The following is a 21,523-nucleotide window of genomic DNA, read 5'->3' as shown; positions in this document are numbered from 1 at the left end:
TCATTCCTGCGCAGGCAGGAATCCACAAGTAAATCAAAATAGGTTCCTGCATGCGCAGGAATGACAAAAAAAACAAAATATATGTCAGTTTTAGTATATACAGAATCAGAAAATGGGAAATTTAAGAAAACAGCCTTAGAGGTTGCTTCTTATGCCAAAGCAGTAGCTACTCAATTAGGGACTACTGTTACAGCTGTTACAGTTAATGCAGCAGATACAAGTGAGTTAGGAAATTATGGAGTAGATAAAGTATTAAACGTTACAAACTCTACTTTAGAAAAATTTAGCGCAAAATCTTATGCAGCAGTTTTAAAACAAGCAGCAGAAAAAGAAGATGCAAAAGTAATTGTAGTTAGCCAAAGTGCAGATAGTAAATATTTAGCACCTTTATTAGCAGTAGGTTTAAATGCTGGTTATGCTTCTAATGTTATGGAAGCACCTTCAAGTACAGCTCCTTTTACAGTAAAACGAACAGCTTTTACAAATAAAGCCTTTAATATTACTACAATAAATACAGATGTAAAAGTAGTTGGTCTTTCTAACAATTCTTTTGGATTAGTTGAAAGTAGCGCAAGTGCATCATCTGAAGACTTCTCTCCTACACTTCCAGAAGCAGGAGTTACAGTTCAATCTGTAGATAAAGCTACAGATACAGTAACTATTGCTGATGCAGAAATAGTAGTTTCTGCAGGTCGTGGTTTAAAAGGACCAGAAAACTGGGGAATGATAGAAGAATTAGCAGACGTTCTTGGAGCTGCAACTGCGTGTTCTAAACCAGTAAGTGATTTAGGATGGAGACCACACAGCGAACACGTTGGACAAACAGGAAAACCTGTAGCTGCAAATTTATATATTGCAATTGGTATCTCTGGAGCTATTCAACATTTAGCAGGAATTAATGCAAGTAAAGTAAAAGTTGTTGTTAATACAGATCCTGAAGCACCTTTCTTTAAGGCTGCAGATTACGGTGTTGTAGGTGACGCTTTTGAAGTTATACCTACACTTATCGAAAAATTAAAAGCATTTAAAGCGGCAAACGCTTAATTTTTTATAAATTGTGCTCGTAAAAAGCGGTTAATGCTAATTGGTACTATTCCATTTTACATTTAACCGCTTTTTTTTGATTAAAATATTTATGAGTTTAGTTAGACTAAAAATAAAAGGTATATCGTACAGCCAAACACAAAATGGTGCATACGCTTTAATATTAAATGAGGTAGATGGCGAACGTAAATTGCCAATAGTAATTGGTGCTTTTGAGGCACAATCTATTGCAATTGCTCTTGAAAAAGAAATTCGTCCTCCACGCCCACTCACTCACGATTTATTTAAAAATTTTGCCGACAGATTCGATATCGTTGTCAAACAAGTTATTATACACAAACTTGTAGACGGTGTTTTTTATTCGAGCCTTATTTGCGAACGTGATAAAATTGAAGAAATAATTGATGCAAGAACTAGCGATGCAATAGCATTAGCTCTACGTTTTAAAGCACCAATATTTACTTACAAAAACATCTTAGAAAAAGCCGGTATCTACTTAAAAGTAGACCCAAATAAAGATGAAAATGAAGTGGATGAAGACAATATTTTAATAGAAGATATTATTAATGACGAACTAGAATTTGTCGATTCGGACGATTACAACTCACATTCTTTAGAAGAATTAAATAACCTACTTAGCGAAGCTGTAGAAAATGAAGACTACGAAACTGCTGCTAAAATTCGTGACGAAATTTCTAAACGATAACCTTATGATTAAAAATTTAATACTAGCTGTCGCAGCTATATTTTTTGGGATAACTACCACTTTTGGACAAGACTTAGAAAAAAAATGGGTTTCTCAATCTCCAACAAGTAATTTTAAAAGTTTAGAATTTAATGAAGGTGAATTTGCTTTTACAGGAGATTCCATTCAATCTGTAAATGGTGACTATATATATCAAAACAATTTACTGGTGTTTTATCATAATGATACCTCTAATTCTATTAGACATTATAAAATAACAGAACTTACAGATTCTACTTTAGTAATTAAAAACAAGAATACTACCTATAATTACACATCGCCAACCACGGTTACAGAGGAAAGCATTGCAGTTCTAGATACTACAAAACCAGAAATGGGTTCAATTATTCCTAGTCAAGGTTTCTCTTTAAGTAGTTTATGGAGAGGTGTCTTAGGAATGGTTACTCTAATATTTGTAGCCTTTCTATTTAGTAGTAACCGTAGAGGCATTAATTGGAAAACTGTTGGTTTAGGTTTAGCGTTACAACTAATAATAGCCATAGGTGTTTTAAAAGTAAGTTTTGTAAAAACTGTTTTCGAATTTATTGGTAAAGGTTTTATAGAAATTTTAAGCTACACACAAGCAGGAAGTGAATTCTTATTTGGTGGCATGCTAGACGTTACCTCTTTCGGGTTTATTTTCGCCTTTCAAGTATTACCAACTATTATATTTTTCTCTGCCTTAACATCGGTATTATTTTACTTAGGTATTATCCAAAAAGTTGTAAAACTAATGGGACTATTACTAACTAAAGTACTAGGTATTTCTGGAGCAGAAAGTTTAAGCGTTGCAGGAAACATTTTTTTAGGACAAACCGAAGCACCGCTTTTAATTAAGGCTTATTTAGAGAAAATGAATAAGTCTGAAATACTCCTAGTTATGATTGGTGGTATGGCAACCGTTGCTGGTGCTGTATTAGCTGCATACATTGGGTTTTTAGGTGGTGAAGATGAAGCTTTACAACTTTTTTATGCTAAGCATTTATTAGCTGCATCTGTAATGGCTGCACCGGGAGCTATTGTTATTTCAAAAATATTATTTCCTCAAACTGAAGAAGTAAATACAGATGTAGAAGTTTCTCAAGAAAAAATAGGTTCTAATATTCTTGAAGCCATTGCAAACGGAACAACAGAAGGATTAAGATTAGCGGTAAATGTTGGTGCAATGCTTTTAGTTTTTGTAGCCTTTATTGCTATGGTTAATGGAATTATGGGAGGTATTGCAGGATTTAATGGTTTAACAATAGATGCGTTAAACCTTAAGTGGGAATTTACTTCTCTAAACGAAGTTATTGAAGCCAACACACCATACGATAGTTTATCATTAGAATTTCTATTAGGATATATCTTTGCACCACTTATGTGGTTAATTGGTGTTGCTAGAGAAGATATGGCTTTAATGGGACAACTTTTAGGTATCAAATTAGCAGCAAGTGAATTTATAGGATATATACAATTAGCAGAGCTTAAAAATGTAGCTAATGCTACACATTTAACTTATGAAAAATCTGTAATAATGGCTACATATATGTTATGTGGTTTTGCAAATTTTGCATCAATAGGTATTCAAATTGGTGGTATTGGATCATTAGCACCTGGACAACGTAAACAGTTATCTAAATTTGGAATGAAGGCCTTAATTGGCGGAACTATTGCTTCTTTAATTTCGGCTACTATTGCAGGAATGATAATTGGGTAATAACTTTCTGCAAAAGTAGAAATCTTTTAACGCAAGAGAAACAAAACATAATAAACAAGAAGGCTCTTAATAAAATATTAAGAGCTTTCTTGTTTATTAATCATATTTTTATATCCTTAAAATGAAGTTATAAACTCACTTCTAAGTAAATTTGTTTTAGTTATTTTTGTTTAAATTACGACAATATTATTAATTAAGAGATTCCTGCCTTCGCAGGAATGTGTGCACTATGAAACAATACCACGAGCTAGTAAAACACGTTTTAGAAAACGGAAACGAAAAAGGAGATAGAACAGGAACAGGAACAAAAAGTGTTTTTGGTTACCAATTACGTTTCGATTTAAGTGAAGGCTTTCCGATGGTTACTACTAAAAAACTTCATCTAAAATCTATTATCTACGAACTATTATGGTTTTTAAAAGGTGATACGAATATTGATTACCTAACCGAAAACGGTGTTAAAATCTGGAATTCTTGGGCAGATAAAAATGGTGATTTAGGTCCTGTTTATGGTCACCAATGGCGTAACTGGAACAGTGATGAAGTCGATCAAATAACAGAAGTTATAGAGACACTAAAAAACAATCCGAATAGTCGTAGAATGTTAGTTTCTGCATGGAACCCTTCTGTTTTACCAGATACTTCAAAATCTTTTGATGAGAATGTTGCAAATGGAAAAGCCGCTTTACCACCATGTCACGCATTCTTTCAATTTTATGTAGCAGATGGAAAATTATCTTGCCAATTATACCAACGTAGTGCAGACATCTTTTTAGGTGTCCCTTTCAATATTGCATCTTATGCTTTATTCACAATGATGATGGCACAAGTTTGTGGATACCAAGCTGGAGAGTTTATCCATACTTTTGGAGATGCTCATATTTATAACAACCATAAAGAACAACTAGAATTACAGTTATCCCGTGATTGCAGACCATTACCTAAAATGAAACTGAATCCTGAGATTACTGATATTTTCGATTTTAGATTTGAAGATTTCACTTTGGAAGATTACAATCCGCATCCACATATTAAAGGTCAAGTTGCAGTATAGCTTATGAAAAATAGTATTTTAATTCTTTTATTTATTAGTCTTACTCACATTGTATTTTCTCAAGACATAAGTTCTAAAAGTTTAGACCGTGAAGAAGGCATAGTAGATTTTAATGTTATAGAACATGTTCCTATATATAAAGGCTGTGATAAAAAATCAACTAACTCTGCTCTAAAAAAATGCATGAGTGATGCCGTAAACAAGCATGTTTTAAACTATTTCAATGCTAATATTGGTGACGGATTAGGTCTCCAAGATTTTAAAGTTAAAATTTATAGTCAATTTACCATAGACATCGATGGAACCGTTACTAATATTAAAATTAGAGGACCACATCCTAAAATAGAAAAAGAGGCTAGACGTGTTATTAATTTAATACCAACTTTTACTCAACCAGGAATGCAACTAGGAAAACCTGTTAAAGTTACTTTTTCACTACCAATCACCTTTAACATTAAGAATAAAAAGAAAACGAATCTTAGCAGTGAAAATAGCGCAAAAGATCTAGACTCTTTTCCTATTCACAAACGTTGCGATGAAAGCTTAGGACTTAATAGTCAACGTGAATGCACTACACAAAAAATAGTGGATTTTATAAAAATGAGCGTAAATATGGAATTGGCAGATAAGCTTTTTCCTCTTGAGAAATCTACTAAATTTCAACTTGATTTTATAATAGACAAAAAGGGTAAAATAAAAGATATAACAGCCAAAGCACATCATAAAGTGATGGCTGCCGAAGCTATAAGAGTTGCAAAACGATTACCTAAACTAAAAGCTCCTGGCTTTAAAAATGGCAAACCGGTTGAAGTTCCTATTAGTGTTTTAATGACCATTTATTTCTAGATCAAACAAAAAGAACTTTCGTTAGAAAGCTCTTTTTTGTTTAAAATAGTGGTTTAAACTATAAGTTAATTACACTATTCTTATCTGCAGCATAATCATTCCAAGCAAAAGCATCGGGCTTCTCGTCATTTTTCCACTGTCCGTCTACTAAGTATCTAAACTCATAAGATTTATCTTTTTCTAAATTAACAGTTCCTTTAAAGGTTCCATTTTTCAACTTTTTCAATATAGTCGCTTTAGGATTCCATTCGTTAAAGTTACCAACAACTTTAACTTCGTTAGCATCTGCTGCCGGTACAGTAAATGTTACTTTACATATTGGTTTAGATTTTAAAAATTGTTTTGTAATAGCCATATTATTAATGTTTTATGATTTATGAAATTAAATAACTATACTTTAGAAACAAACTCTTTAATACACATTTAATAAAGAATTATTAAATTAGTAGAATGAAATGTTATATTATTAGAATACAATAATTAAAATATACGTTTTCTAGTAATTTAATAGCTTATATTTTTACATAAAACACTAACAATCAGAAGAAAAAGTTTTCGCTTTAAATAAAAAACAAAAATTAGTATTAATACTTTAACTTTACATTTTTAATAGAAACTATGTTCGGAAAAAAGAAACAAAAGCCACAAATAGACTTAGATCAATTAGCCTTAATTGAAAATGCACAACGTAGAATCAAACAGAAAAAAGGATTATATATACACTTTGTAATCTTCTTAATAGGTGCTGTTTTTTTAATTCTAGCAAATACAGTTTTAGGCATTGGAAAAGACTTTAAAATCCTTGGATTAGATTGGTTTGTAATTGCTATTTCCGCTTGGTTATTCTTCTTTTTGTATCATGCTTTTAATGTTTTTATTACTAACAAGTTTATGGGTAAAGACTGGGAAAAAGCACAAATTGAAAAACTAGTAGCCAAACAACAAGATAAAATTGAATCGTTAAAAAGTAATTTAATTACTCCTCAGGCGCAAACGAAAACAGCAACCACGATTAAATCTATTAAAAATTTAACCATGATTGTTGCTGCTGGTGAGAACAACGAAATAGGAAAAGACAACGGTCTTATCTGGCACTTACGCGATGACCTTAAACGTTTTAAATCATTAACTTCTGGTCATCATATTATTATGGGCCGCAAAACGTTTGAAAGTTTCCCAAAACCGTTACCAAACCGAACCCACATTGTAATTTCTAGACAAAAAAACTATCAAGTTCCCGAAGGCGTTTTAGTTGTAAACTCTATAGAAGATGCTATAGATGCTGCTCGCAGTGACACTCAACCTTTTATTATTGGAGGTGGAGAAATTTACAAGCAAGCCATGCCTTTTGCTACTAAAATTGAATTAACTAGAGTACATTCTACGTTTTCTGCAGATACCTTTTTTCCAGAAATAAATATGGAAGAATGGAAAGAAACAGCAAGTAAAGTACATGATAACGATGAGCAACATAACCATGCGTTTTCGTTTATGACTTATGAGAGAAAATAAATCGAAATTATTTTTTAGAAGTATATTATTTATCCTTCTCATTCTTTGTAAGCTTAGTTTTGCACAGTTAAAAGTATCCCCTATTTCTAATGCTAATCAATTAATGAATAGCTTACTTGGAGATTCGGAAAACATAATAGTAAGCAATATTACTATTAAAGGCGGTAAAAAAACATTTGGGCTTTTTAAAACAAATTTACTTTATAACACCTTTTTTAAAGAAGGCGTTATTATGAGTACTGGAATTGCTGAACATGCTGAAGGACCAAACGATGACACTAAAAAGAGTTCAAAAATAAACTTTGAAAGCGATAAAGACATTAACGTTATTGCAGATAATAAAGGTTGTTACGATACTAGTTTATTCGAATTTGACCTTATATCTGCAACCGATGAAATTGAATTTAAATATTGCTTTGCTTCGGAAGAATATCCTGAATACATATTTAAAAATGTTAACGATGTTTTTATCTTTTTAGTCACAAATACAGATACAAATACTTCAAAAAACATAGCATTATTAAACGGAGACGTAAACACTCCTATTACGGTAGATCATATAAATCCGAAAGTTAATTCAGAATATTATATAGCAAATTTTAACTACAATATTTCAACAATAGAAGCGCTTCAAAATAATGAAAAACATTTCGAACTCGCTAAAAGCATCCAATATGATGGTTTTACAACTGTTTTAACCGCCAAAACAAAAGTAATTCCTAATGTTAAATACCACTTTAAACTAGGCATTAGCGATGTTGGAGATCAATTATACGATTCTGCTATATTCTTAGAAGCTAATTCTTTAAAAAGCACGGGAACTAAACCTGGATTATTAGACACTATAAATAATTTGAAAACTGAAATTTCCTTAGATTTTCAAATTAATTTTGAGACTGCATCGAGTAAAATAATAGGAGCGGATTCATTTTTATTATTGGACGATATATCAAAAACATTGCTAAAAAAATCAGAAATAAACATTAACATTATTGGCCATACAGATGCTGTCGGCACAAATACTTATAATAAAGAACTCTCATTAAGTAGAGCTAATACTGTTAGAGATTACTTTATTTCTAACGGTATTAATAGCTCTAGAATTACTACAAAAGGCATGGGTGAAGAACAGCTAAAAAGTAGTATTTCTAAAGATAACCGTCGTGTAGAAATAGTATTTTCAAAATAAACCTATTCTTTTTTATTACAGAAACATTCCTTGTTAAACACATAGCACGATTCAATTACACCTATATTAAACAAAGTGTTTTACACAAGTTTTGCACTTTTTTGACATTTGTTGTACATGTAAAGCCTTGTCCTGTCTATATATTTGACAGACATTAATCTTTAAACATAATAATTATGAAAAATCAAAGCATCATATTAAGTCTTTCAATTTTAATCACTTTCAGTTTTACTAGTTGCAATAATCCTAGTAAAAACACTATCGAATTAAAAGACATCGCACAACTTGAATTAGCAAACCAAAACATGAATCCTGGAAAAGCAGAATCTGAATACTATTACGGAATAGGTTCAAGATTTGAAGCTATTAGTAAAACAGATTTAAGAAATATTACTACTATATTCCCTTTTAATCGCGATCAGGAAAACGAGCAAATTGAGAAGGTTAATTCTACGGAAATAATTATTATTGAAAACGACAGACAAACAGAAAAACGTACTTATGGAACTTCAGAAAAATTAAATGAATCCCAAATAGCGCTTTTTAAATCTCTTGATTATAATAATAACTTTTCTATGAAAACACTATTTCAAGAAAAAAACACTGATGCATTAACTTCTGAAGAAAAGAAATTTAATCCTCATTATACCGTAACTCCAGAGAAAGAGGCGACATACGTTGAAGGAGAAGATGCTATAGTAAATTATCTAATTATAAACACTAAAGAAGAAACAGCTGACTTGGACAACAAAAAAATACGTCCTGCTAAAATCTACTTTACCATTACCAAAGAAGGCAATATTAAACATGTTAGAATAGATAGAACTACAGGTTATCCGGTTTTAGATAAAAAGTTAATAGAATTAATAAGTAACATATCTGGACAATGGGAACCTGCACAAAATAATAATGGTGAAATTATTGAACAAGAATTCGCTTTTACTTTTGGACCAAAAGGCGGTTGTTAATTCCGACTTTATTAAAGCAATCTATTAAGAGATTATTATAATTAATTCTTGACATCTAAGGCGTCGCGTAAGGCATTACCAATTAACATAAAGGCCATAACTAAAAACATAATGCATAAGCCTGGAATGATGGCTAAATAAGGCTTGCCTAGAATAATATAATTGTAATGATCTTTTATCATTGCTCCCCAACTTGCCATTGGCGGTTGAGCACCAATACCTAGGAAACTCAATCCGCTTTCTATTAATATTGCAGCAGCAAAATTAGCGGCACAAATTACAATTACAGGAGCCATTATATTTGGTAGAATATGCTTAGTAATTATACGGTAGTTATTAAAACCTAAAGCTCGAGCAGCAGTAACATATTGCATTTCTTTTGCACTAATAATTTGTCCTCGCACTACTCTAGCAACTTCTACCCACATTGTTAAACCTACTGCAATAAACACTTGCCAGAAACCTTTTCCTAAAGCCAAAGTAATTGCGATAACCAATAATAAGGTTGGTATAGACCAAGTTACATTTATTATCCACATAATAAACGCATCTATTTTACCACCAAAATAACCTGCTACACTTCCCATAAATATTCCAATTACCAAGGAAATAAAGACAGCAACAAAACCTATAAAGAAAGAAATACGTGCACCTACTAAAATACGACTAAGCAAATCTCTACCATATTTGTCGGTACCTAAATGGAATGTTTTTTTAGTAATTAAAGTTTCTGTATTAATGGTATTATCTTCATCAAGAGTATAGTTTTTTTCAACACCTTTTAATCCATCGGAAGCATATTCGGTATAACTTATAGTATTTCCCGAGATACTATATTGTGTAATTGGAATTTCGGTTACAGTATTAATGTTTCCGAAGAACAATTTATCAATAAAACCTTGTTCATTTTTAATTTGAGAAGGCAACACTAACATCTCGACACTAAAACCTGGTGCTTTAGAATGTATAGAAACATGCATTTGGTTGGCGTGTCTAGAATTATCTGGTGCAAACACATAGGCAAACACAGAAATAACACCAATGAATAGGATAAAATAGAAACTAAAAACGCCCCAAAAATTCTTTTTAAATTTTTGAAGCGCTAATTTACTTAATGAGTTTGCTTTGTTACTCAATGTTTTTTAATCTTTTATGGCTGCTACTTTTTTAATTTCGTAGGTCATTTTTAAATCGTCTATGACATTTAAAGCCTCCTCAATATAAACATCTTGACTTAAGCTTTCGTGCCATCTTACACGCTTCTCTTTTAAGATAGTATCTTTTTCGAAAAGAGCAGTTTCATAAGGTAAAGACTCGAATGTTAAGTTAGTTTTATATTCAGAAATAGCATCAAACTCTTTTGCTTTTTCTTCGTCTGCTTTTAATTCAGCTTTATATTTTTTATAATTTAAAGAATAAATATTCTCATCCATTTGCGTTTTAATCCACTTAGCATTTTCTTCGATAAGCTTAAGCTGCGCATTGTTTTGCATACGCTCTTTACTATTACTTATTGTTGTATTGTAATCGAAATAGCTATTCCAAGAATCGTACTTTACTGCTTCAATTTTATCCCATGGTAATGGATTGTGTTGATCGCGTTCTCCAATATCTATAAAACTATAACGGTCTGGAACCACAACATCACTCTTAACACCTTCTAACTGTGTTGACCCTCCATTAATTCTATAAAATTTCTGACGTGTAATTTTAATAGCTCCTAAATCTCCATGAGAACTATTACGCACCATTCTGTTTAAATCTAATATGTTTTGAACAGTACCTTTTCCATATGTTTGCTTACTTCCAATAACAATAGCACGCTTATAATCTTGCATTGCTGCCGCTAAAATCTCTGACGCTGAAGCAGATAATTCGTTAACCATAATAACTAAAGGTCCATCCCAAATAATAGAATCGTCTGTATCCTTTAAAACTTCTTTTGGTTCATTTGTGGAGCGCACTTGTACTATAGGTCCTTCTTTAATAAACAAACCTGCTATATCTACAACCGTTTTAAGAGATCCTCCTCCGTTATTTCTAAGGTCTAAAACAAGACCTTCCATACCTTCGGCTTTTAATCTTTCTATTTCTTGTTTAATATCGGATGCTGCATTACGTTTTTTATAATCTGTAAAATCGATATAAAATTTAGGAAGATTTATCACTCCATATTTTTTGTCGTTTTTAATAACAGTAGATGATTTAGCATAAGTTTCCTCTAACTCTACTATATCTCTGGTAATTGTAATATCCTCTATAGAACCGTCTACTTTTTTAAGTGTTAAATAAACATTAGTTCCTTTAGGTCCTTTTATTAATTGTATAGCATCGTCTATGCGCATACCAACAATACTAACTGCTTTTTCTTCGTCTTCTTGGCGTACTTTTAAAATAATATCACCAACCTCAAGGTCTTTACCTCTCCATGCTGGACCTCCAGAAATAACTTCTACAATTTTAGTGTAATCCATTCTTTTAGAAAGTTTTGCTCCAATACCTTCTAATTTTCCAGACATTTGCTGGTCGAAACGGTCTTTATCTCTAGGCGCAAAGTAAGATGTATGCGGATCGAATTCTTCTACTATTGCGTTAATGTACATTGCAAACCAATCTTTACGTTCTAAATCTTCAACGTAATCTGTATAATACACATCAAGATTTTTTAAGGTTTCAGCACGTGCTTCAATCTCAATTTCTTTAAGTGTTTTCTTTACTTTTGGCTCATCACCTTCTGCAATAACTGTATCTCTCTCTTGAGTTCTAATTAGTTCATCGTAATTAGAAATAGTACTAAATTTTAACAATTGTCTCCAACGTTCTTTTAGTTTTTTCTTACTCTTTACATATTCGTGATTTTCGTAATCTGTATCAAAATTTTCGTCCCTATCAAAATCGAAAGGCTTTTCTAACACCTCTTTATAATAAGCTTTTGATTCAGCCATACGTTGCACTAAACGTTCATTTGTAACATTAAAAAATGTAATATCATACACTTTAAGTTCGTCATCAATTTCAGTTTCAAACTTTTCAAACTCTTCAATATCGCTCTTTAAAAAGAAACGTTTTAAAGGATCTATTTGTTTTAAATATGTTGAATAAACCTCTTTAGAAAATTCATCATTAAAATCTTTAGGTTCAAAATGCAATTGCTCTAAAGCTAAAGTAATTATCTGGACTAAGAGTTTATCTTTATCTGGATCATCATCTACTTTGGCTGTAAAACTACAAGAGCCAAAGGCTAGTAAAAGCACTAGCATTAATATATTATATTTCCTTTTCATGTGTGTGAATTTATTGTTTTTCTGAAAGTCACATGCTATTGGCTATTAATCGTTACCGCAATTAATAACATTTTTAACATGCTTGTTTCATATGTTTTCTTAATCTTTTTATAGTCGCTGCTAAGGGAAAATTTCCACTAAAATAAAAGAAAAAACCGTGCCAAGTATCTGCAAGCGCACTAATTTTTTGTTAAAGCTCAAAATTTAGAGAAATACTATAGAAATTATGTATTTTAGCTCGTTATTAAAGAGATTAACGCCTTCGCGGAAACAATAAGATGAAAAAAACACCACTAATTTTAGTTACAAACGACGATGGCATAACTGCTCCAGGCATTCGTACTTTAGTAAAAATAATGAAAACCATAGGAGACGTTGTTGTTGTTGCACCAGATAGTCCGCAAAGCGGAATGGGACACGCTATAACTCTAGACTCCACTCTACATATTGAAAAAATACATGTAGAAAATGGAGATTACGATGCTTACAGTTGTTCGGGAACACCAGCAGATTGTGTAAAAATAGCTGTAAACGAAATCTTAGACAGACGTCCAGATTTAGTAGTTTCAGGCATAAACCATGGTAGTAACTCTTCAATAAATGTAATTTATTCTGGAACCATGAGTGCCGCAATAGAAGCAGGTATTGAAGGTATTCCTGCTATTGGATTTTCGCTTTTAGATTACAAATGGAATGCAAATTTTGAGCATTCTAAAAAGTATATAAAAACGATTGCAGAAAACGTGTTAAATAAAGGTTTAGCAGAAGGCACTGTACTTAATGTTAACGTTCCTAATCTAGATAAAAAGGAATTAAAAGGCATTAAAATTTGCCGACAAGCGAAAGCCAATTGGAAAGAGAAGTTCGACAAACGAAAAACACCTCAAGGCAAAGATTATTATTGGCTAACAGGAACATTTGTAAATTACGATAAAGGAGAAGATACAGACGAATGGGCTTTAGAAAACGGTTATATTTCTGTTGTTCCAGTACAATTCGATCTAACCGCTCATCATGCCATACAACAGTTAAATACATGGAACTTAAATGAATAAAAAAGCTATTATTTTTGGATTTCTTATTGGGATAGTTACAACCTTTATTGGTATTTCTATTTACACTTTTTTTATTGGTTTAAAATTAGATTTATCTTTTCAAGAAATAATTAATAGAATATTATCGACAAATGTTTTAGGCAAACGTGCAAGTATTGGCGTTTTACTTAACCTTCCTGTTTTTTATTATTTTCTGAATAAGAAAAAAGAAGATTTTGCAAAAGGTATTTTAATTGCTATTGTTTTAGTAGCTTTAATTTTTATTCTGAATAAATTATAACACATGAAATACTATATTATTTCTGGAGAAGCTTCTGGCGATTTGCATGGTGCGAACCTTATGAAAGCATTATTACATGAAGATGTAGATGCAGATTTTAGGTTTTGGGGTGGCGACCTTATGGAAGCTGTTGGAGGCACATTAGTAAAACACTATCGCGAGCTGGCTTTTATGGGTTTTGCAGAAGTAGTAATGAACTTAAGAACCATAACAAAAAACCTTTCTTTTTGTAAACAAGATATAGAAGCGTATAATCCTGATGTTATTATTTACATAGATTATCCTGGTTTTAATTTACGAATTGCCAAATGGGCAAAACCAAAAGGCTTTAAAAACCATTATTATATTTCACCTCAAATTTGGGCTTGGAAAGAAGGCCGAATTAAAGATATTAAAAAGGATGTGGACGAAATGTATGTTATTTTGCCTTTCGAAAAACAATTCTACGAAGACAAGCATAATTTCCCTGTTCACTTTGTTGGACATCCTTTAATTGATGCAATTGCAGATAGACATCAAGTAGATGAGTTTATATTTAGAAAAGAAAACGGTTTAAGTGAAAAACCAATTATCGCATTATTACCTGGAAGTCGTAAACAAGAGATTAAAAAAATACTCTCGGTTATGCTTAGCCTAGTTGACAACTATAAAGACTATCAATTTGTAATTGCTGGTGCTCCTGGTCAAGACTTTGAATTTTACCAGCAGTTTATAAAAAAATCTAACGTGCATTTTTTAAACAATAAAACGTACGATTTACTTAGTATTTCTACAGCTGCATTAGTTACTTCTGGTACAGCAACACTTGAAACAGCTTTATTTAAAGTACCACAAGTTGTTTGTTACAAAGGAAGCTGGGTGTCTTACCAAATAGGTAAACGTGTGGTGAATTTAAAATATATTTCTTTGGTGAATTTAATTTTGAATAAAGAATCGGTAACCGAACTTATTCAAAACGACTTTAATACCAATAGATTAAAAAAAGAACTAGATATTTTACTAGACAAAGAACAACGTGCAAAATTCTTTTTAGATTATTATGATTTAGAAAAAGATTTAGGTGGCAAAGGCGCTAGTAAAAACACTGCAAAATTGATTTATAATTCTATAAATAAGACTTCCTAAAATGCGAAAAATTATTATAATTCTACTTACTATAATTACACTAACTAGTTGCGGAAGTACTAAAAACAAAAGTGTAATTACAAAAAAATCTCAAACCACAAAAACGGTTAGAAAAACCACAAGAAACAACAAAACTCCTAATGTAGCAGTCCCTAAAATAGCACATTCTATTATTAATAATGCCCAAAAATATGAGGGCACACGCTATAAATATGGTGGAGTAACTAAAAAAGGGATGGATTGTTCTGGTTTAATTTACACTGCGTTTAAAGAAGATAATGTTGCAATTCCTCGAGTGTCTAGGGAAATGGCTAAAACTGGAGATTGGATAGATTTAAAAAAGGTACGTAAAGGTGATTTGTTATTTTTTGCTACTAAAAAAAACAACCGCAGTATTAACCATGTTGGTTTGGTAACAGGAACTAAAGGTGATGATGTAGAGTTTATTCATGCTACTACAAGCAAAGGTGTAATGACATCTATGTTAAAAGAAAAGTATTGGTATTTTGCTTTTGTACAAGCGAGGAGAGTGCTTTAATTTTTATTGCTAGTTTTAGTTGTTTTTCAAACAAAGTAGACCATAAGAAACTAAACAAGAACGCAACTAGCTGTTTTTAAGCACTATATTAATCTATCTGTAAGGTTTTATTTATTATCTTCAGAGAGTGAGACTTCTTAACTTCTCTATAATTAAACTAACAACTTGCTTAGTTATTGGAATTTTAATCGCTTTTTTTATAGCAATTCCGGTATCTATTATTTTGTATACCACAGTTTTTCTACTGCTAGTACTAACATTATTATTTTTTATTTCTAAAAACAAAAGCACTAAAACCGTATGGTTTGGTATTGTTAGTTTTCTAACAATGATTTGTATTGGACTACTTGTAACTAATTTCCATAATGAGAAACTAAACAATAGCAACTACACAAATATAGACTCCAATAAAAAGTTAATCACCTTTAGAATTCGATCTACTTTAAAATCTGGTAATTATAATGATAAGTATATTATTGATGTTTTAAAGATTGCAGATGTTTCTGTTTCAGGAAAAGCGCTACTAAACGTATCGAGAGATAGTTTAAATAAAGTTTTAAAAGTTGATAATGTATATGTTACTTCAGAAGGCTTTCAACCTATTGTAGCAACTATAAACCCATATCAGTTTAATTATAGAAGTTATCTTGAAAAACAATACGTTTTTAAGCAACTGTATGTTAAACCTGTAAGACTTTTCCGCGTAAGCGAAAACAAACATACTATTTTTGGATATGCAGATTTTGTTAGAGAAACTATTAATACCAAGTTAAAATTTTATGATTTTGAACCTGATGTTTTAGCGATTATAAATGCACTAATCTTAGGACAACGTCAAGACTTGAGCAAAGATATTTATGATAGCTATACAGATGCTGGAGCTGTTCATATTCTTGCTGTTTCTGGTCTTCACGTAGCGTTAATATTGTTACTCCTTAATTTTGCATTAAAGCCTTTAAAACGGTTTAAATATGGCAAAGAAATAACCATTCTTATTTTAGTAGTATTAATGTGGAGTTTTGCAATTATAGCTGGTTTATCTGCTTCTGTAACTCGTGCAGTTACTATGTTTAGTATTATTGCTATTGGCATGCATTTAAGACGACCAACAAATATTTACAATACATTAGCTATTTCAATATTTGTACTTCTATTGTTTAAACCTTTATTTTTATTTGATGTTGGTTTTCAATTGAGTTACTTGGCTGTTATTGCTATTGTTGCAATACAACCAAGATTAGTAAAACTTTGGCAACCTAAAAACTTTATTCTATCCAAAGTTTGGGATTATTTTACTGTTGGTATTGCTGCTCAATTTGGCGTTGTACCTATTAGCCTATATTATTTTCATCAATTCCCTGGTTTATTTTTTGTTGCTAATGTTATTATCATTCCTTTTTTAGGTTTCATTTTAGCTATTGGAATTTTAGTTATTATTCTTGCTTTATGCAATGCGCTACCTAAATTCCTTGTCGTTGGTTTCGGTTTTATTATCTCTAGTATGAATGATTTAATGAAATGGTTATCGTTACAAGAGCGCTTCCTGTTTAAAGACATTTCTTTTAATGGCTGGCAAGTTATTACTGCTTATCTATTTGCAATTGCTTTTGTACAATTAGCTATCCATAAAAACTATAAATGGATGAAGTTTACTTTAGTTTCTGTTTTACTTTTTCAAGGTGTTAATCTCCATACTAAATACAATAACAATACAGAAACACTCACTATTTTTCATAAAAGCAGATTAACTGTTATTGGGCAAAAGCACAAATTTAATCTCGATGTGTATTCTAACTTAGACAGCCTTTCGCAGTTTAGTAATTTAAAAGATTACGCTATTGGAAATACTATTGCTGAGATTAATGCATACAAAACACCTTCTTTTATCCAAATTGAAAACAACACCTTATTAATTATAGATAGTTTGGGAGTGTATAATGTGAAGCAACAAAAACCAGATCATATTTTATTAATACAATCTCCAAGAATAAATATGTCTAGATTAATTGATTCTTTACAACCTAAGCAAATTATTGCAGATGGTAGTAATTACAAATCTTATGTTGCGCGTTGGAGAGTGACTTGTATAAAACAAAAAATCCCTTTTCACTATACTGGTGAAAAGGGAGCTTTTGTAATAGATTAACTTTAGATTACTTCTATTTAAATTCTGGCTTAAAGTTTTTAAAATACTCATTAAATTTTGCTTGAGTATCCATACCTGTATGTTCGTTTTTCTTAAACATTTTTAAATACAATTCTAATTGCTGTGGTTTTTTATAACCAATAATAGGTGCTATAAAATCTGCTTTTTCATCTAAAAATAAAATAGTTGGATAAGAGCGAATACTAAAAAAACGTGCTAATTCATGTCCTGAATTTCTACGTTTTGCTTTTGCAGGATCGTAACCTGGATTAGAAAATGTTTTATCTTTAAACTTTACCACATCATTACCTTCAGCATCAAATTTTACAGCGTAAAAATTATCGCTTACATATTTGGCAACATCTTTATTAGCAAATGTATTTTTATCTAACATCTTACAAGGTCCACACCATGAAGTGTACATATCCATCATTATTTTTTTAGGATTTTTCTTTTGAAGCTCAACTGCTTCTTCAAGTGTTATCCAATTAATTTCTTGAGCCGATATAGTAACAGTTGCAAAAACCGTAAACAACGCTATAATAATGTATTTTTTCATTTTACTAATTTATATTTTTTATGTAGTCGCAAATAGTGTTCCAAAGTTACGAAAAAAACAAAACGCCTCTATTGAGGCGTTTTGTTAAAGTTTTACTACTAATTATTTAACACCGTGCATTAATTTCTTTAATACAGGATTTAATAACATAGATACAATTCCTATTGCTGCGGGAACTAAAGTAAATATTAAGAAGAAAGTACTTAATGAATATTCCGATGTAATTTTATCAATCATTCCACCCATAGAACCTGCTGCTTTATTACCAATAGCAATAGCTAAATACCAGATTCCAAACATAAACCCAATCATTCTACCTGGAACCAATTTACTTAAGTAAGATAGACCTACTGGAGAAATACATAATTCTCCCATAGTATGAAATAAGTATGCTAATATCAAGAAAACCATACTAACAGCTGCTGTTTTAGCTCCTGGTTCTATACCTAAAGTACCAAATACTAATACACCAAAACCGAATCCTAAAAGGATTAAACCAATACCGTATTTCATAGCTACACTTGGATTGTATTTACTTTCCCACCATTTAGAAAATAATGGAGCTAATGTAATAATGAAAAATGAGTTTAAAATACCAAACCATGATGCTCCTACCTCAGTAGCATCTTTACTAAATTCATTATTAACCTTATAATAGACAACATACCAAAGGAATACAAATGTAAGGCCTAAAACGATGTTTGATAAAAGAATTTTTGATGCTGTTTTTTTAAATAATAATACAAGTACCCAAGAAATAATTGCAAGAGGTACAATTGTAAGTATTGTATCTATAATTTTAAAAACACTTGCTGAAGAACCTGTTAAAACTCTATCTGTATAATCTCTTGCAAACAATGTCATAGAACCTAAAGATTGTTCGAAAGCTGCAAAGAAAAAGACTGTAAAGATGCCAAAAACAGAAACCGCTATAATTTTATCTCTAACAATTGGAGCGTATCTTGAAATTCTTGTAATAATTAAGTATAGAAATAAAACTAAGGCTGTTAATACTGTAACATTAGAACCATCCATACTTCCCACAGAGAAGTTTAATAAATTAACATTACCAATTTTAGATAATGGATCGTTAAATAAATATAGAACACCACCTAATGATGATAAAACGATTAAAATTTTATCTATAGTTGTAAATGGATTTAATTTAATAGCCTCTTCTAAAGGATTATGTTCTTTAGGGTTTCTTTCATTAATATTTTGAGACAATTCAACTTCATGTACTTTAGAAGGTGCTTCTCCAATTGAACCAAATAAATCTTTAGCTAACCAAAATTGAATTAATCCTCCTAACATAAATATACCAGCTAGTCCAAAACCGTAACTCCATCCTAAGTTTTCTGCTAAATATCCACAAAGCATCATACCAAAAAAGGCACCAGCATTTACTCCCATATAATAAATAGTATACGCTCCGTCTTTTTTAGACTCCTTTCCTTTATACATTTCAGAAATCATAGAAGTCATGTTTGGCTTAAAGAAACCTGTACCGATAATTAGCAATGCTAAACCTAGGTACAAAGACCAAGGTGTTTCGAAAACCATAAAAGCGTGACCAAGCATCATGATAAAACATCCAATAATAACAGCCCATTTATATCCTGAAATTTTATCTGCAAACCATCCTCCAACTATAGGTGTTAAGTAGAGAAGTGAAGAATAAGTACCTATCAATGCTAATGCATTTTCTCTAGACCATTCCCAACCTGGATTATCACTTAAGTATGGAGCAGTTAAAAAGAGTACTAAAAGTATTTTCATTCCATAAAATGAAAAACGTTCCCACATTTCTGTAAAAAAGATTACAAATAATCCTGCTGGATGACCTATAACTTTGTCTTTAAATAGATTTTCAATATCAGTATTCATAAAAATTATATTTAGTTTAGTATAAGATTAATATTAGTGCACTTTACCCATTAATTTCTTCATTAATGGAGAGAAAATTAAAACAATTAAACCTGCTCCAAGAGCATACTTTGCTATAAGACTAAAACCGTCTGTATAAACTGTTAGTGTTTGTAAACCTCCTACATTTCCATCTGTACTTTCTATAGCTAATTGCTTAGATATAAAACCTACTATTTGAAAAGCAAAGGCTGAAGATAAAAACCAAACTCCCATCATGAAAGCAACAATGTTTTTTGGAGATAAATCTGTAATTTTAGATAAACCAACTGGAGACATAAATAACTCTCCTATTGAAATAATAAAATACATTGCAAATAAATAGTAAAAAGGAACCATACCATTTTCATCGGCACTAGCTCCACTAATTGAAAGAATATAAAAACTTAAACCTGCAAACAACAACCCTAAACCAAATTTGTAAGGTGTTCTTGGATTTAATTTTCTTTTTGATAAATATCCCCATAAAAGTGAAATAGGAATTGCTAAAATAATTATAAACATTGAGTTTAACCCATTAGTCTGTCCTGCATTCATAATACCATCTAGATCAACATTTCTAGATGCAAACAAAGTAATTACACTTCCTGATAGTTCATGAAATCCCCAAAACAAAGTCATAAAAAAGGTAATTAAAACAGCCATCACTAATTTTTTTCTAGCCTCATTGGTTTTTAAATTAAAGATAATGTAAGCTAGATATACTAAAACAGCAACACCTATAAATTTAAATATTCCACTAACAAAGTTATCTTGCCAAGATGCCAATAACCATGCTATACCTGGTGCAGATAAAAAAGCAATAATTGGAATTAACGTTTTTTGTGGGACACCTATTATTTTTTTATTGTAAACTTCTTGGCTTGGAGGCATTCCTTTATCTCCAAAAACATTTTTTTTGATTCCGCTCCAAAAGAAAATTAAACCTGCCAACATTCCAATACCTGCTAAACCAAAACCATAATGATAACCATATTTAACAGCTAGCCATGCACATAAAAAAGGAGCAACCATACCACCTATATTAATTCCCATATAGAAAATAGTAAATCCGGAATCCTTTCTTACATCACCATCTTTATACAATGCACCTACAAAAGTTGAAATATTAGGTTTAAAAAAACCATTACCAACAACTATTAATGCTAGTGCTAGGAAAAAGGCAATATCATTTTCAACTGCTAAAACAAAATGCCCTAGAGCCATTAATATCCCTCCTAAAAAAATAGAGCTACGCATTCCTAATATTTTATCGGAAATTTGACCTCCAATAACTGTAGACGCGTATACTAATGAACCATAAGATGCATATACAACAGCTGTAGCAGCATCTCGCTCTGCAATAGCTGCGAATATTTTCTCTACCATATAAAGCGTTAATAACGCTCTCATACCATAAAAACTAAAACGTTCCCAAAGCTCTGCAAAGAATAAATAAAACAATCCTTTTGGATGCCCAAATAACTGTGGTTCTTCTAAAGCAACTGTTTTTGAATTTTGATCTGACATAATGATATATTAGTTAGTAAATTTTATCCTTTAATCTTAACTTC

At 31.1% G+C, this 21,523-nt stretch carries 19 protein-coding genes; 13 read left to right on the top strand and 6 right to left on the bottom strand.

The genetic code is table 11. From position 1 onward, the window contains the following. The first annotated feature begins 81 nt into the window (after positions 1-81). From ASC41_RS01920 to ASC41_RS01900, 5 genes are all read left to right on the top strand, one after another. Positions 82-1,044 (top strand): electron transfer flavoprotein subunit alpha/FixB family protein, encoded by a 963-nt coding sequence (locus ASC41_RS01920; protein ID WP_055435070.1) that lies wholly within the window; start codon positions 82-84, stop codon positions 1,042-1,044. Between the two features lie 91 nt (positions 1,045-1,135). After that, complete coding sequence (locus ASC41_RS01915; protein WP_055434952.1) at positions 1,136-1,750, top strand: bifunctional nuclease family protein; 615 nt, start codon at positions 1,136-1,138, stop codon at positions 1,748-1,750. A gap of 7 nt (positions 1,751-1,757) precedes the next feature. After that, the gene (locus tag ASC41_RS01910; protein ID WP_420835919.1) at positions 1,758-3,488 is read left to right on the top strand and encodes a NupC/NupG family nucleoside CNT transporter; all 1,731 of its coding nucleotides are present in this window, start codon (positions 1,758-1,760) and stop codon (positions 3,486-3,488) included. A gap of 229 nt (positions 3,489-3,717) precedes the next feature. Then, positions 3,718-4,542 (top strand): thymidylate synthase, encoded by an 825-nt coding sequence (locus tag ASC41_RS01905; RefSeq protein WP_055434950.1) that lies wholly within the window; start codon positions 3,718-3,720, stop codon positions 4,540-4,542. Between the two features lie 3 nt (positions 4,543-4,545). Continuing rightward, entirely contained in the window at positions 4,546-5,388 is an 843-nt protein-coding gene (locus ASC41_RS01900; protein WP_055434949.1) for an energy transducer TonB, read from the top strand. A 58-nt stretch (positions 5,389-5,446) separates the two neighbouring features. Here the strand turns inward: ASC41_RS01900 and ASC41_RS01895 are convergent, their stop codons facing one another. Continuing rightward, entirely contained in the window at positions 5,447-5,743 is a 297-nt protein-coding gene (locus ASC41_RS01895) for an isoamylase early set domain-containing protein (RefSeq protein WP_055434948.1), read from the bottom strand. A 263-nt stretch (positions 5,744-6,006) separates the two neighbouring features. Between ASC41_RS01895 and ASC41_RS01890 the strand changes: the two genes are divergently transcribed. From ASC41_RS01890 to ASC41_RS01880, 3 genes are all read left to right on the top strand, one after another. Then, on the top strand, positions 6,007-6,900 hold the full coding sequence (locus tag ASC41_RS01890) for a dihydrofolate reductase (RefSeq protein ID WP_055434947.1): 894 nt from the start codon (positions 6,007-6,009) through the stop codon (positions 6,898-6,900). A gap of 103 nt (positions 6,901-7,003) precedes the next feature. Beyond that, positions 7,004-8,089 (top strand): OmpA family protein, encoded by a 1,086-nt coding sequence (locus ASC41_RS01885; RefSeq protein WP_160318791.1) that lies wholly within the window; start codon positions 7,004-7,006, stop codon positions 8,087-8,089. A 176-nt stretch (positions 8,090-8,265) separates the two neighbouring features. Continuing rightward, a complete protein-coding gene (locus tag ASC41_RS01880; protein ID WP_055434945.1) occupies positions 8,266-9,057 on the top strand; it encodes an energy transducer TonB in 792 nt (263 codons plus the stop codon). A 41-nt stretch (positions 9,058-9,098) separates the two neighbouring features. Here ASC41_RS01880 and ASC41_RS01875 read toward each other — a convergent pair whose 3' ends face one another. Further along, positions 9,099-10,193, bottom strand: a complete 1,095-nt coding sequence (locus ASC41_RS01875; protein WP_055434944.1) for an ABC transporter permease — start codon at positions 10,191-10,193, stop codon at positions 9,099-9,101. A 6-nt stretch (positions 10,194-10,199) separates the two neighbouring features. Then, a complete protein-coding gene (locus ASC41_RS01870; protein WP_055434943.1) occupies positions 10,200-12,341 on the bottom strand; it encodes a carboxy terminal-processing peptidase in 2,142 nt (713 codons plus the stop codon). Positions 12,342-12,619: 278 nt separating this feature from the next. On the opposite strand from ASC41_RS01870, the gene surE reads away from it, so the two are divergent. The 5 genes from surE (at position 12,620) to ASC41_RS01845 (ending at position 17,485) form a co-directional block, all read left to right on the top strand. Beyond that, on the top strand, positions 12,620-13,396 hold the full coding sequence (gene surE / locus ASC41_RS01865) for a 5'/3'-nucleotidase SurE (protein ID WP_055434942.1): 777 nt from the start codon (positions 12,620-12,622) through the stop codon (positions 13,394-13,396). After that, the gene (locus ASC41_RS01860; protein ID WP_055434941.1) at positions 13,389-13,676 is read left to right on the top strand and encodes a hypothetical protein; all 288 of its coding nucleotides are present in this window, start codon (positions 13,389-13,391) and stop codon (positions 13,674-13,676) included. Before surE ends, ASC41_RS01860 begins: the two co-directional genes overlap by 8 nt. A gap of 3 nt (positions 13,677-13,679) precedes the next feature. Further along, positions 13,680-14,801: a lipid-A-disaccharide synthase gene (gene lpxB / locus ASC41_RS01855; RefSeq protein ID WP_055434940.1), complete on the top strand. Its 1,122-nt coding sequence runs from the start codon at positions 13,680-13,682 to the stop codon at positions 14,799-14,801. A 1-nt stretch (position 14,802) separates the two neighbouring features. Beyond that, on the top strand, positions 14,803-15,339 hold the full coding sequence (locus tag ASC41_RS01850) for a C40 family peptidase (protein ID WP_055434939.1): 537 nt from the start codon (positions 14,803-14,805) through the stop codon (positions 15,337-15,339). Positions 15,340-15,466: 127 nt separating this feature from the next. Then, a complete protein-coding gene (locus ASC41_RS01845) occupies positions 15,467-17,485 on the top strand; it encodes a ComEC/Rec2 family competence protein (RefSeq protein WP_055434938.1) in 2,019 nt (672 codons plus the stop codon). A gap of 13 nt (positions 17,486-17,498) precedes the next feature. On the opposite strand, the gene ASC41_RS01840 is transcribed toward ASC41_RS01845, so the two are convergent. From ASC41_RS01840 to ASC41_RS01830, 3 genes are all read right to left on the bottom strand, one after another. Beyond that, on the bottom strand, positions 17,499-18,044 hold the full coding sequence (locus tag ASC41_RS01840) for a thioredoxin family protein (protein WP_055434937.1): 546 nt from the start codon (positions 18,042-18,044) through the stop codon (positions 17,499-17,501). A 102-nt stretch (positions 18,045-18,146) separates the two neighbouring features. Continuing rightward, positions 18,147-19,931 carry a peptide MFS transporter gene (locus ASC41_RS01835; protein WP_055434936.1) on the bottom strand — a complete coding sequence of 595 codons (1,785 nt, stop codon included), beginning with the start codon at positions 19,929-19,931 and terminating at the stop codon, positions 18,147-18,149. Between the two features lie 33 nt (positions 19,932-19,964). Further along, complete coding sequence (locus ASC41_RS01830; protein ID WP_055434935.1) at positions 19,965-21,479, bottom strand: peptide MFS transporter; 1,515 nt, start codon at positions 21,477-21,479, stop codon at positions 19,965-19,967. Positions 21,480-21,523 lie beyond the last annotated feature (44 nt).

The sequence above is a fragment of the Lacinutrix algicola genome (assembly GCF_001418085.1).
In the GTDB taxonomy this organism is placed as follows: domain Bacteria; phylum Bacteroidota; class Bacteroidia; order Flavobacteriales; family Flavobacteriaceae; genus Lacinutrix; species Lacinutrix algicola.
Note: the sequence above shows the minus strand (reverse complement) of the source record. Positions and strands in the feature narration are given on the sequence as shown.